This is a genomic window from Brevibacterium sp. HMSC24B04, assembly GCF_001806835.1.
Lineage (GTDB): Bacteria > Actinomycetota > Actinomycetes > Actinomycetales > Brevibacteriaceae > Brevibacterium > Brevibacterium ravenspurgense.
Genome location: NZ_KV786083.1, coordinates 86,420 through 100,471 on the forward strand (window position 1 = coordinate 86,420; position 14,052 = coordinate 100,471).

8 protein-coding genes are annotated in these 14,052 nt (G+C 62.1%); 3 read left to right on the plus strand and 5 right to left on the minus strand.

Annotated features, from left to right (window positions below; all coding sequences use genetic code 11):
• Positions 1–43: 43 nt before the first annotated feature.
• Together HMPREF3092_RS04140 and HMPREF3092_RS04145 are read right to left on the minus strand one after the other, a co-directional pair.
• Positions 44–1,426, minus strand: a complete 1,383-nt coding sequence (locus HMPREF3092_RS04140; protein WP_070423931.1) for an MFS transporter — start codon at positions 1,424–1,426, stop codon at positions 44–46.
• A gap of 78 nt (positions 1,427–1,504) precedes the next feature.
• The gene (locus tag HMPREF3092_RS04145) at positions 1,505–2,602 is read right to left on the minus strand and encodes a branched-chain amino acid aminotransferase (RefSeq protein ID WP_026022730.1); all 1,098 of its coding nucleotides are present in this window, start codon (positions 2,600–2,602) and stop codon (positions 1,505–1,507) included.
• A 387-nt stretch (positions 2,603–2,989) separates the two neighbouring features.
• Between HMPREF3092_RS04145 and HMPREF3092_RS04150 the strand changes: the two genes are divergently transcribed.
• Positions 2,990–7,765 (plus strand): G5 domain-containing protein, encoded by a 4,776-nt coding sequence (locus tag HMPREF3092_RS04150; RefSeq protein WP_218079002.1) that lies wholly within the window; start codon positions 2,990–2,992, stop codon positions 7,763–7,765.
• 323 nt (positions 7,766–8,088) lie between these two features.
• The gene (locus HMPREF3092_RS04155; protein ID WP_070423933.1) at positions 8,089–8,652 is read left to right on the plus strand and encodes a hypothetical protein; all 564 of its coding nucleotides are present in this window, start codon (positions 8,089–8,091) and stop codon (positions 8,650–8,652) included.
• Positions 8,653–8,805: 153 nt separating this feature from the next.
• Here HMPREF3092_RS04155 and HMPREF3092_RS04160 read toward each other — a convergent pair whose 3' ends face one another.
• Positions 8,806–9,843, minus strand: a complete 1,038-nt coding sequence (locus HMPREF3092_RS04160) for a 3-isopropylmalate dehydrogenase (RefSeq protein ID WP_070423934.1) — start codon at positions 9,841–9,843, stop codon at positions 8,806–8,808.
• A 107-nt stretch (positions 9,844–9,950) separates the two neighbouring features.
• Between HMPREF3092_RS04160 and HMPREF3092_RS04165 the strand changes: the two genes are divergently transcribed.
• Complete coding sequence (locus tag HMPREF3092_RS04165; protein WP_070423935.1) at positions 9,951–10,802, plus strand: HpcH/HpaI aldolase/citrate lyase family protein; 852 nt, start codon at positions 9,951–9,953, stop codon at positions 10,800–10,802.
• Position 10,803: 1 nt separating this feature from the next.
• Here HMPREF3092_RS04165 and serA read toward each other — a convergent pair whose 3' ends face one another.
• Positions 10,804–12,393, minus strand: a complete 1,590-nt coding sequence (gene serA / locus HMPREF3092_RS04170; RefSeq protein WP_141737949.1) for a phosphoglycerate dehydrogenase — start codon at positions 12,391–12,393, stop codon at positions 10,804–10,806.
• Positions 12,394–12,549: 156 nt separating this feature from the next.
• A complete protein-coding gene (locus HMPREF3092_RS04175; RefSeq protein WP_070423937.1) occupies positions 12,550–13,848 on the minus strand; it encodes a GNAT family N-acetyltransferase in 1,299 nt (432 codons plus the stop codon).
• Positions 13,849–14,052 lie beyond the last annotated feature (204 nt).

Consider the following 14,052-nt stretch of genomic DNA (forward strand, 5'->3'; position numbering starts at 1 on the left):
AGTCGGTGCTTGTTCAGTCGACGCTGGCCTAGCCGGTGCCTGCTCAGTCAGTGCGGACGAGCCCGCGGTCTTCCCGCCCCCACACCAGCATGAGAACCAGCCCGATGACGGTCAGGGCGCCGGTTGCTGCGAAGGTGCCGGTCAACCCGATGCTCGGCAGCAGCCACGCCCCGTAGACCAAGGGCGCGACGCCGGTGGCGATCCTGGACACGCTCGAGGCCCACCCGAAGCCGGAGGCACGCAGGTGGGTGGGATACGCCTCGGACCCGTAGGTGTAGAGGGCCGGCACTGCGGTTTGGATGGTGAAGCCGAAGCTCACGATGATCAGCTTGGCTGCTGTTGTCAGCTCGCCTGGGTGGGATGTCAGCTCTATTGCGAAAAGTGTGAGCAGCGCTGCGGAGCTCAGACCTGACAGTGTCAGCAGCAGTCGGCGGCCCACATAGTCGATCACGAGTGCGGCTGTGATGACACCCAGCAGCCCGGCGCCGGTCATCGCGCCGGTGACGAGGAACGCGGCCTGGTCGGTCTGGCCCTGTTCGCGCAGGACTTTCGGCAGCCAGGTCAGTGCCGCGTAGTACAGCAGGAGGATGCCGACGAACACTGCCCACGTTGATGCTGTGAGTGTGGCTGAGTGTTTCCACAGCAGGCTCAGCTGGCCGAAGGCCGAACTGATGCGGCTGCGCAGTGTGCGCCGCGCGGCGGCTTCGTGTGGATTGGGTTCCGGATGCTGCCAGGTGTCTATCTGTGCTCCGGTGCGCTTGATGAGTCTGCGCAGGACCGCATCAGCCTGTGCGTGTTTGCCGGAGGCCGCCAGGTGGAGAGGTGATTCGGGCACGAACAGGCGCACGAAGAACAGCAGGATGACGGGTGCTGCCATGAGAAGCATCATGGTGCGCCAGCTGCCGAACGACAGGATCCAGGCGCTTGTGACAGCCGCTCCGGTGGCGCCGATGGGCCACCAGCCGTCCATGGCCGTAAGGACTCTTCCACGATGCCTGGCGGGTGTGAACTCCGTGACGAGTGCGTAGTCGACGGGGATTGCTCCGCCCAACCCAATACCGGCGATGAACCGCAGAACAAAGAAGGTTTCAATGTTGGGGCTGAAGGCTCCGGCAGCGGTGAAGATCGAGAAGATCAGCAGGGTGATGGAAAACGCGGTGCGGCGGCCCAGGCGGTCAGCGACACCGCCCCACAGGACCGCGCCGACTGCCATGCCGATGAGGTTGGCTGTCGCTGCGAATGCTGCTGTGCCCAATGGGACGTCCCATTCGGCGGCCAGCAGCGGGATGAGCAGACCGCCGAGTGCTACATCCCAGGCGTCGAACATGAAGCCCAGGCCGCCGATGATGAACACGGCCCCCTGGGTGTTCCATTTCCACGGCAGGGAGTCGATGACGTGGGCGGGGGTGGGCTGCTGATTCGTCACGTTTGTGTCCGTTCACGTTTTCGGGCCGCCTCCGCTGTCACGGAGACGGCCCGAAGATTGTTGTGTTTTGAGCCTTGGTCAGCTGTCGGCGAGCTTGACCATCCAGCCTTCGGGGCCTTCTGTGCGGCCGTACTGGATGTCCAGCAGGGTGCTGCGCAGCTGCATGGTGGCCTCACCGGGTTCCTCGCCCATGTCGATGGTGAAGTCGTTGGACTTCAGCTTGCCGATCGGCGTGATGACCGCAGCGGTGCCGCAGGCAAAGGCTTCGACGATTTCGCCGGCTGCTGCGCGGTCGCGCCATTCGGCAACCTCGATGGGTCGTTCAACCGGGGTCAGGCCGATCTGCGGGGCCAGTTCGAGCAGCGAGCGGCGAGTGACACCGTCGAGGATGGCTTCGGAGACCGGCGGGGTGAGCAGTTCTCCGTCCTTCGTGACGAGCATGAGGTTCATGCCGCCGAGCTCTTCAAGGTGAGTCGAGGTTGCGGCGTCTGTGAACATGACCTGCTGGCAGTCGTTGGCGGCAGCTTCGGCGGATGCTGCGAGTGAGGCTGCGTAGTTGCCGCCGCACTTGGCGAAGCCGGTGCCGCCTTGTCCGGAGCGCTTGACCTTTTCGGTCAGCCAGATGCTGACCGGCTTGATGCCGCCGCTGAAGTAGGCGCCGGCGGGTGAGGCGATGACGTAGTAGTCGACTTCGTGGCTGGCGCGCACGCCGAGGAAGGATTCCGAGGCGATCATGAAGGGGCGCAGGTAGAGCGAAACCTCGTCAGCTGGATTCGCCGGGGTGGGCACCCAGTCGCGGTCGAGGCTCACAAGTGCGCGGATGGATTCGAGGAAGTCGGCTTCGTCCAGCTGTGGCAGGGCCAGGCGTTCGGCGGAACGGTTGATGCGCGCGGCGTTGCGCTCAGGACGGAAGGTCCAGATGGAGCCGTCGGCGTGGCGGTATGCCTTGAGGCCTTCGAAAACTTCTTGTGCGTAGTGCAGGACCGCGGCAGCGGGGTCCAGGGTCAGCGGGCCGTAGGGAATGACTTCGTGCGCGTGCCACCCCTGGTCTTGCGTGTAGCGGACGTGCGACATGTGGTCCGTGAAGTATTCGCCGAATCCGGGCTTGTCCAGAACGGCCTGACGAAGAGCCGGCGCGGTGGGGTCTTGGCGCTTGCGCAGCTGGAATTCAGTCATGGTCACTCGTTTCCTCAAGAGTTCGTTTGGGGTCTGTATGTGATCCTATTCTCATTGTCAAAACGCTCGCCGGTGCGTTCCCCTACGCCCTGCTGTTCGCGTCTAGGCCGCCGCGGATATGCGAAATCCACGCAGTGCCGAAAGAAAAAAAGAAAAAAAGGAGTGCGGTATCCTTAATATAAAACTTTTACCAACCTGCCGACACCGCTCCTGCGACGCTAGCGGCGGGAAATAGTCTTGTGTGCCAACCTGCCCTGCGGCTGCCGCATAAGCCATATGAAAACCTGGAAGGACTGAGGGATGGATTCCTCGAAAGCTTCGACACTGCGGAGGCGCTTTTTGCACGCCCCAATCGCCGCACTGTCGGCCCTCGCATTAACAGCGGGCATGTCTGCCGTACCCAGCCTCACGACGGCCTCACCGGCGTCCGCCGCAGAACTCTCCGGCGGCATCCGCGACAAGTCCGGCGCGGTGGAGAAGGACGCCCAGCAGGCGTCCGACCTGCCGGCCGGGTCGTGTGTTGTTATGGAGAGTTCTCCGAGCGGCAGCCAGGCGGGTTTCAGCTGGAACACCCTGGAGCCGAGCGCGACCAGCCCCGACAAGACCTTGTGGGGTCTGAGCGTCTCCTTTGATAACTCGAAGGACCGCTCATTCGCCGATTGGTCCTTCACCAATGCGGGGAACTTTGGCTCACTCTTGGATCCCGGCAAGGTGCCTTCCATGGAGGCCGGCCAGACCTTCGTTGATGATAAAAGCGTCACGCACAAGGCTGACGAAAGCATTGACATTACTGCTTCTCGCACACAACGTAACCTAAATCTCAACGCAGAGGTGACCGACGCGGAGGTCAAGCAGTTCGCTTCGGCCACTGCCGACAATCCCGTGCGCTATGCCTGGCAGGGCAATTACACGAAGGGCCATACTGGCAACCTCTATGCCACGCGAGGTCCCAGCGCGGAATTCAGCGCTACTGTAAACCCGTGGCCGAGCGAAAACATCGAATGTAACCCGATCACGGTGTCGTGGGAGAACTGGGAGAAGCACGTGATCGTGCCCGGTGACGAAACCAAGGTCGGTACGATCAACGTTCCTCCCGTGGAGGGTGATGGCGGTGGCAAGGACGATTCCATGTCCCGCATGATCGTGGAAGCCTATGACGGCAACGGTAAGTTCATCGGCACCACGGACCCGGAAGCCTCCGGTGGTACGCAGAACCTGCGTATCGACGAAAAGACCGGTGAAATCTTCTTTAGCTGGCCGGAGTACCGCGGTACTGACCTGGCTACCGATAAGAACGTCAACTTCTCCGTTCTGGCGAAGCCGCGTACCGTTGACGAACTCCAGGCCGCTGCTGAGCACAACAACTTCGGCGAAGGCAGTGCGTTCGACAGCTCCAACTCGCTGGATCGCTACAGCAAGGCGAACGTCATCGACTCCAAGGCGTTCTCGCTGGATGACACTGAGTACCACGCCCCGAAGTACGACAAGACGGACGCGTCGATCATCTCCGGCGTCGATAGTGCTACGGGTCCGATTGCTACCGAGCCTCAGAAGGTCACCTTCACCCAGATCCCTGACCTGATCAAGGAACTGGCGAAGAAGAAGGGCGACGGCGGTTTCGAAGCTAAGGCCACCCTGAACGAGAAGTACGTCTACGAGGGCTGGACCGTCGAGATGGACGAGGACTACAACGTCACCGTCACCGCTCCGGAGAACCCACGCCCGGGCACCTTTGCGCGCCCTGTGGTGACGGTCGAGTACTCGAACGGCTCCACGGACGTGCTGGAACTCCTCGTGGTTGTCGACCCGAACAACACCCAGGTCACCGACCTGGTGCGCCCGAGCCTGACGAAGGGCACCATCGGTGACGATCTCACCGCACAGGTGGGCACCAAGTCCATCATGAAGGGCTACAAGCCGGTCCACCCTGCCAAGTTCGAGGTCGACCCATCCACCGTTCCTGCTGGCTGGACTGTGACGGTCGATGAGACCGGCAAGGTCACCGCGAAGGCGGACGACACCGTGGCACCGGGCACGATCATCACCCCGAAGATCAAGGCGACCTACCCGGACCAGACCACGGACGAGATCGAGGCCCAGTTCCAGGCGATCGTCGATATCAAGATCCCCGACTACGACACGGTGACGAACAAGCCGGGTACCAACGTCAGCTTGACGCCCAAGATCCCCGAGCGCGGTCTGAGCGGCAACACGACCGACGAGGCTCCGAAGCGCTACACCTTCAAGGACGGCTCGACCGAGATGACCGTCACGGATGACAGCGGCACGTGGACCGTCAAGATCGACGAGAACACTGGTGAAATCACCACGACCATTCCGCGGACCGCGCCTGAAGGTTACATCCTGAACGTCCCGGTCCTCGCCTACTACGACAACGCTGACAAGCCGCAGGAAGTCAAGGGCTCCGTCGTCGTTCTCAAGAGCGATCACGCCCCTACCTACTCCGTGGAGTCGACTGGCCCGAACCAGACCGTGAACCACCAGGTACAGGACGCACCTAAGGGTTCCAAGTTCTCCTTCGGTAACGATGAGAACGGTGCCCCGATCACTGAGCAGGAAGTTGACGGCTGGAAGTACACGATTGACCCGAACACCGGTGTCGTATCTTCCACCCCGCCAGCAGATTCCAAGCCAGGCGACAAGAAGACGATCAACGTCACTGTGACCACTCCGGACGGCTCTACCCCGCTGGTGCCAGTCACCACCGTGGTGAAGCTGACCAACAGCTGGGAGTCTGAGCCGTCCTACCCGGTACAGACCGTGTACCCGGGCGAAACCGCAACGCTGCCAGTTGCTCTGAAGAAGCCGGACAACGTCAACGTCGCGAAGGAAAACCCATACAAGCTGGGTGATGTTCCTGCCGGTTGGGACGTCAGCATTGACGACAACGGCCAGGTCACCGCAACCGCACCCGGGGATGCGGAGCCAGGTGACCAGGTCAAGATTCCGGTTACCGTGACTTACGAGGACGGCTCTACGGATACCGCTTACGCTGTTGTGAACGTTATTGACGTTCCGACGCGCGAGGTTCCCTTCAAGGTCGAGTACAAGTACGACGACTCCATCCCTGCCGGCGAGTACAAGGTTGAAACCAAGGGCGAGCCTGGCAAGGAGAAGCAGAAGAAGGACGGTACCTGGGAGCAGACCAAGGCTCCCGTCAACGAAGTTGTCGTTGTCGGCACTAAGCCTGCCAAGAGCGCCAAGGAAGTCACGTGGACGGTTCCGATCCCGTACCCGACCGAGGTTCGCGAGAACCCTGACCTGAAGCCTGGTGAAACCCGGGTTGTTCAGGAAGGTGAGAACGGCGAGAAGACCTACACCGCTAAGTTCACTGCTGAAGGTTATAAGGCTGAAGTAGTCCAGGAAGAGACCACCAAGGAGCCTGTCAAGCGGATCGTCGAGTACGGCCCGGGCGCTGCTCCGAGCGAGCTCGTGACCAAGACTGAGAAGCCGATTCCGTTCGACACCAAGGTTGTCTTCGACGACACCCTCGAGGCCGGCAAGCAGGTCGTTGACCAGAAGGGTGAACTTGGTACCGAGGTTGAGACCTCGACTCAGAAGCTCGTGGACGGTAAGCCTTCGGGCGACCCAGTCGTAACCTCTGAGCGCACCAAGGAACCGACCGAGCAGATCATCCGTGTGGGCACCAAGACCACCGGCACCACCACTGAGACGGTGACGTCTGAGGTTCCGTTCGGTGTGAAGATCGAATTCGATCCGAACATGGCGGCCGGTACGTCCGAGGTTGTGACCGAAGGTGTTCCTGGTGAGAAGACGGTGACGATCAAGCGCGATATCACCAACTCGCAGCCTGGCGACCCTCAGATCACCGAGGAGATCACCAAGCAGCCAGTTGACCAGGTCATCAAGGTCGGCACCAAGCCGTCCGAGGCATCTTCGACGGTCACTTGGACTGCCCAGGTACCGTTCGAGGTTATTACCCGCCCGAACCCGGAACTGAAGCCGGGCGAGATCAAGGTCGTCCAGAAGGGCGTCCCTGGCGAGAAGACCTACACCGCTGACTTCACTGCCAAGGGCGACCAGGCAACGGTCACCCCTGAAGAGAAGCAGACCAAGGACCCGGTCGACGAAATCATCGAGTACGGCCCAGCAGCTAAGGACACCGAAGTGGTGACCAAGGTTGAGAAGCCTGTTCCGTTCGAGACTGAAATCGTCTTCGACAACACCCTGGAAAAGGGTAAGCAGGTTGTTGACCAGGAAGGTGAGCTTGGTACCGAGGTTGTGACCTCGACCCAGAAGATCAAGGGGGGCAAGCTGGACGGCGACCCAGAGGTGACGACTGAACGCACCAAGGAACCGACCAAGCGGATTATCCGCGTGGGCACCTACGATCCGGCACCGTCTGTGGAGCCGAAGCAGGTTGAGCTGCCATACACCACGAAGATCGTCTACGACAAGAACCTTGAGCCCGGCCAGGAGGTCGTGGATCAGGAAGGCGAAAACGGCATCATTGAGGTAACCGTCAAGGACGGTCAGCCAGAAGTGAAGACCGTCAAGGAGCCCGTCGAGAAGATCGTCCGCGTTGGCACCAAGCCAGCCGAGGGCGTCGAGTGGACCGAAGAGATTGCGTTCGAGGTCAAGGTCGTAGAAGACCCCGAACTTGAAGCAGGCAAGGTCGAGACGGTTCAGCAGGGCAAGCCTGGCGAACGTGTTCATAAGACCGACGGCACGGAGGAAGTTCGCGTCAAGCCGGTTGACCACATCATCAAGGTCGGCACCAAGTGCAACTGCGAAACTCCGACTGAGGAGCCAACGGACGATCCCTCCGAGGAACCGAGCCAGGACCCCTCTGAAGAGCCCTCGCAGGACCCCACCGAGGAACCGAGCCAGGACCCGTCCGAGGAACCGTCCAAGGATCCGAGCGACAAGCCGAACGAGCCCGGTAAGCCCGGTGACAAGCCGAACGAACCCGGTAAGCCCGGTGATAAGCCGAGTGAGGGAGCTCAGGCTCCTGGCACCTCGGGTGGGGACGGCAACAAGCCGGCTGACTCGAGTGGCACTGGCAGCTCGCCTCTGCCGCGCACCGGTGTCAGCGTTGCAGCTACGCTCGCTGCAGCAGCTGTGCTGATCGCCGGCGGCGTGGGACTGCTCGCAGTGCGCAGGCGCCCCTCGAAGCGCTGAGCTGTAGAACAGCCACCGCGCTGAGTCGCTGACTCACACAAAAGCGGCGGGGCCACGGGAGAAATCCTGTGGTCCCGCCGCTTTTTGTATGCAGGTTTGTGTGCCGCGTTCCAAGCCGCGGCCTGGGCACCGTCGTTGAAAAGTCGAACGGTAAAGCTGCGGTCAGGTGTTACTCGTCGCGCACTTAAGATAGATCCGCAAGGCTGAAAAGACGATGAAAAAGCAGCTCATCTGCCACCCGATCCATTCCCGTGCCGATCAAACGCACCTAGCGTGAAACACGCCTGGAGGTCTTCCAGGACGTCTAGATTATGGAGAGTGACATGCTCAAGAAAGATCTAACACGTACCCTCACCCACGGCGCACTCGCCGCAGCAATCGGCGCAGGCAGCCTCCTTGCCGCAGCAGGAGCCGCTCAGGCGGCCCCAGCAGAAAATCCCGGCGCAGCACAGGCTCAGGCAGCACCCGCTCAGGCTGACGGCCAGGGCATCACCCGTGACGAAATCATCAAGCGCGCAGAAGACCGCATGGCCAAAGCCCCCTACTACTCGCAGGGCGAGGACTACTTTGACGACTACCGCAGAGACTGCTCCGGATTCGTGTCCTACGCATGGAACTCCGGCGGCCCCGGTGAAGCATCCTTCACCTTTGTGCCCAACGGTGTTGCCCACAACATCGCGTGGGAAGAAATCCAGCCCGGTGACGCAATCACCGGCCCCGACCACATCGTGCTGGTCAAGGCAGTGAACCCAGACGGATCGTTCGAACTGCTGGAACACGGCGGCGGACAGACCGGCAAGGAAGCCCCCAACACACGCCACGCCACCAAGGACGAACTCATCAGTCAGAACGTCGGCGAACCCATCCGCTACAACGGAGTTGCCTGACACTCCTGACACACGAATAACTGGGGCCCGGCCCTTGCGGCTGGGCCTCAGTTATGTCACGGCTTGCCTCCAGCAAGCTTCAGCACCGCCTTTTCACCACAGAAGAGGGGCCCGGCCACAATGACCGGGCCCCTCGTGGGATTCAGCAGCGAATCAGCTCAGACGATCGCGGATAGCCGCACCGACTTCCTCGGTCGAACGCTGCGCATCCCCGCGCTGGGCAAGATCAGCTTCGACAGCCGAGCGAATCGCCTCAGCTGCCTTGCCCAGCCCGTTGTTCTCAGCCAGAAGCGCTGCCGAAAGAATCGCCGCCGTCGGGTCAGCAATACCCTTGCCCGCGATGTCCGGTGCCGAACCGTGGATCGGCTCAAACAGCGACGGTCCCGTACCCGCAAGGTTGAGGTTTCCAGAGGCTGCCAGCCCAATACCACCGGTAACAGCAGCAGCCAGGTCAGACAGAATGTCGCCGAACAGATTGTCTGTGACGATGACGTCGTAGCGGCCGGGATCGTTGACCATGTACATGGTGCTGGCGTCAGCATGTTCGTAGTTCACCGCGACATCCGGGAACTCCGGCGCGACAACGTCAATCACGCGTCCCCACAGGTGACCGGCGTGCACCATCACGTTGTTCTTGTGCACCCACGTCAGCTTCTTCGAGCGCTTCTGCGCAAGCTCAAAGGCGTACCGAACCGTGCGCTCGACACCGAACCAGGTGTTGACCGACACCTCGTTCGACACCTCGTGAGGTGTGCCCAGCCGCAGCGAACCGCCCTGCCCCGTATAGGAGCCCTCCGTGCCTTCACGCACAACCACGAAGTCAATATCACCCGGGTTCGCCAAGGGGGACGAGGTGCCGGGAAAGAACCGCGAGGGCCTGAGGTTGACCGCGTGGTCCAGGCCGAAGCGCATCTTGATGATGATGCCCCGCTCGAGCACACCCGAGGGCACCGACGGGTCACCGCAGGCGCCGAAGTAGATCGCGTCGAAGCCGCGCAGCTCTTCGAGCTCGTCATCCGTAAGCGTTTCACCGGTCTTATGCCAGCGCTCTGCGGAGGCTTCGAACTGCTTTGTCGTGATGTTGACGTCTTCACCTGCGACTTCTACGGCGCGGTTCAAAACATCGAGTCCGACGGGAACAATCTCTTTGCCGATGCCGTCACCCGGCATGACTGCAATCTTCAAATCCATGTGATCCACAGTACGCGCAGGTCTCGACATTCGGCCGTCCGTCTTGATCTGTGGACATGTTGAGTGAGGCCTCCCCTTAGGCCCCACATGTTCATAGACTGGGTGGCATGTCCGATCAGCTGCGCAACAAGCGCGCCCTCGCTCTGCCCGCCCGACTGTCACGCTCATGGCTTTTCGTCAACGCGTCCAAGCCCGAACTGTTTGCATCCGGACAGACAAGCGATGCCGATTCGATCATCTTCGACCTCGAAGCCGCAGTGCCGGACGACCAAAAGGACACCGCCCGAGCCAACGTTGTCAGCGCTTTGGAAGACGGCATGGTCGGCTGGGTGCGCGTCAACAACACGTGGACCCACCACTGGGAAGAAGACCTCGACGCACTGTCAGGACTGCCCGGGCTGCGCGGCATCATGCTGCCGAACACAGAGGAACCCGAACAGGTCACCCTGACCTCAATCCGCGCGGGTGTGGGCATGCCGATCCTGGCTCTCATCGAAACGGCCCTCGGCATAGAGAATGCCACCCGCATCGCATCGGCCGCCGGCACCTTCCGCCTGGCTTTCGGCGTCAACGACTTCCGCAAAGACACCGGCATCGGCTCCGACCCGGTCGCCCTGGCCTACGCGCGCTCACGCCTTGTCATCGCATCGCGCGTCGGAGGTCTGGCCGGCGCTATTGACGGGCCGTCCTCCCCCGGTGCGGGCAAGTCCGCCGTCAGCTCGGACTGCGCGTGGACCATGAAAATGGGCATGACCGGCAAACTGGTGCTCAGCGAAGCCCAGGTCCCGTACGTCAACGAAGGCCTAGCACCGTCCGAAGAAGACCGCGCGTGGGCCCGCGAAATGCTGGAGGAGGCCGAACACGCCGATGGGATCACCGACGGTTCGTACCTCCCCCGCATGGCCCGCGCTAAGAAAATCGCGAGCCTGGCCGATTCCTACGGCCTCTGGAAAAGCTGAGTCACTCCCCCAGGTTGACCGTTGCAAAAGCAGAAGCGTCAACGGCACCCGCGACCGCCTCGGCGATTTCTTCGCTCACCGGCGAATCGACGTCAAGCACAGCCACCGCTTCCGAACCGGCGTCGGTGCGCGCCACCTGCATGCCTGCAATGTTGATGTTCGAACGGCCCAGTGCCTGACCCAGCTGGCCGATGACACCAGGACGGTCTTCGTAGCGGAAGATCACGAGGTTGTCTGACAGCTGGATCTCGATGTCGTAGCCGCCGATCTCCGTGAGCTTCTGCATGAGCTTCGGGCCGGTGACAGTACCGGAAACACTCATCTGCTTGCCCGAGGCGGTGGTCGCGATAATCGAGGTGATGTTGCGGTAGCGCTCGCAGTCGGTGGACGTGACGAGCTCGGTTGTCACACCGCGCTCTTCCGCCAGGACGGGAGCGTTGACGTAGGTGACCGGGGTCGACACGATGTCGGTGAAAACGCCCTTCAGCGCTGAAAGCTTGAGGACCGAAACATCGAGCTCGCCGATCTCACCGTGGACTTCCACCCGCAGGTGCGCCAACGGTTCGTCGACGAGAGCCGTGAGCGTACGGCCCAGGCGCTCAGCCAGGATGATGCCGGGACGAACATCTTCGTGGATCGCACCACCGGCGACGTTGACCGCATCCGGCACAAGCTCGCCCGCCATGGCGCGGCGCACCGAACGGGCGACGGCGATGCCGGCCTTTTCCTGCGCCTCGGCAGTTGATGCACCCAGGTGCGGGGTTGCGTTGACCTGAGGAAGTTCCAGCAGCGGGTTGTCGACCGGGGGCTCTTCTGTCCACACGTCGAGCCCTGCAGCAGCAACCTTGCCGGTGCGGATCGCGTCCGCCAGAGCTTCTTCGTCGATGATGCCACCGCGAGCCACGTTGACCACGCGCACGCCCGGCTTGGTCTTGGTGAAGGCCTCCGCACCGATCATGCCGGTGGTTTCCTCAGTCTTGGGCATGTGAACCGTAATGAAGTCCGAACGCTCAAGAAGTTCGTCGAGGCTGACAACCTCAACGCCCATCTGGCCGGCGCGAGCCTGCGTGATGTAGGGGTCGTAGCCGATGAGCTTCATGCCGAAAGCACGCGCGCGCTCAGCCACGAGACCGCCGATGCGGCCCAGACCCACAATGCCGAGGGTCTTCTCGAACAGTTCAGCACCGGTCAGGGCGCTGCGCTTCCATTCGCCGGCTTTGAGTGAACAGTTGCCCTCACCGTAGTTGCGGGCGGCACCCAGAATGTGGGCCATAGTCAGCTCAGCTGCCGAGGTGATGTTCGACGTCGGCGCGTTGACCACCATGACACCGGCCTTGGTTGCGGCCGGGATGTCAACGTTGTCAAGGCCCACACCAGCACGCGCAATAACGCGCAGATCAGTGGCTGCGGCAATTGCCTCTTCGTCCATCTGAGTGGCCGAGCGGATCAGCACCGCCGAAGCACCCGGCAGAGCACTCAGCAGTTCGGTGCGGTCAGCTCCGTTGCAGTAGCGGACCTCAAAATCAGGGCCGAGTTCGCTCACGGTCGCATCCGAGAGCTTTTCGGCAATAAGGACAACAGGTTTCGTCACGATTCCCCCTACAAGTGTGTGCGTGACAACAGTTTAGGGATCACTGTGAAGCGGCTGACATCCCACCCTGGCTCAGGGCACCGCCACCCAGCCGACCACCCCGAAAAGCACACGAGGCGCCGTGGTGAGCGGCACCTCGTGAGTGTGATTATCGGGTCAGAATTCGTACGGGGTGTACGGGGCCCGAGCCATCGAGAACATGAGCCGGGCGCGCACAGCCGCACCCGGGGTGCGCTCGGTGATGCGACCGGCGCGGGTCAGCAGCGACGGGTCGGCACCGCCCAGGTAGATGGAGCCGAGCTCAGCGACATCGAGTTCGAGGTCAGGCTGCGCGTCCGGGACCTGTTCGACGGTGGCGTCGGCACCATCGGAGTCGATGCGCCACGTGCCCTCCGCATAGCCCAGGGAGTCCGTGACCTTGAGCGTCAGGGTTCCCGGCACCAGCCACTGGCGGGCCTCAAGGGCCTTCTTGACGTCGAGGATGCGCAGCCACAGGAGGTCCCAGTGGGACTTCTGCTGCACGCGGCGGGGGTTCTCCAGCAGCCACGGCAGAGGTGAGGGCTGGGCGCCGTCGTACTTGACGCGATCGACCAGGTCAATGGAGCCCAGGAACGACCAGAGCGACGAGTAGGCGGCATCGGATACCGCAATGAGGTCGAGAACCTGGACGGTTGGGGTTGGTTTGTCCCAGCCGGTGAACTTATAGGTGACGTAGCCGTCGGGTTCGCCGTCTTCGTCGTAGTGCAGGGCGGCACGGGCGGCCGGGTCGGGGCCGCCGGACTCGAAGTCGTACTTGCCCGCGGCGACATCCCAGTAGCGCTGCTGGCGGCCGCCCGCACCCGGGGTTGTGCGCATGAAGCGCTCGTAGATTGTGGGGGCGAGGTCTTTGAGGACGGCGGCTTCGCACATTTCGACGCGTGAATCGGCTTCCGCAGCCAGGCGGAAACCGGGGTTCGTGTCGACTTCGAACGAACCCATCCAGGATGCCGTGCCGAAACCGTAGCGGCGGTAGATTCCACCCTCTGTGGCCGTCAGAGCGGCAAACGGGAAGCCAGCCTCAGCGGCGTTCTTGAGGTTGTTCGTCATCATGGTGCGCAGCAGACCGCGGCGGCGATGGGTGGGGCGCACCGTCACCCACGTAATCATGTGCGCGTTCTGCAGGCGGTTCTCACCGACGTTGATAGGAGCCTCGAAGTGGACGAAGGTTGCGACGGGCACGTCGGTGCTGAGTGCGTGCTTCTGAGTTTCAGGGGCGTAGACACCGGTGAAAATACGACCGTCGGCGTGGCTGCGCTCGTAGCGCTGCAGCATCTTTTCGTCGTCTTCGCGCTTGTCGTGGAAACCCGCGTTCACGGCCTCAAAGAAAGCGGCAGTGCGCGCATCCACCTTCTCCTTGCCGGTTTCAGGGTCAGTTTCGACACCGGGACGGAATGTTTCAAAACGATAGTTCAGCACTCAGACAAATTTACAGTATTGCGGGTTGGCGGCGGTAGTGGTTTTCGGCGTGGGTTTGGCGGCTTGGCGGGGTGGGTTCGGCCCTGCGGACGGCCGGCGCCTCGGCCCCTCAGCCAGCCGGCACCTCGTCCTGTCAGCCACTCGGCACCTCGTCCTCATTTCTGCTCCCGCCCACGCTTTAGCAACAAAAACTCCCGTTAGCAG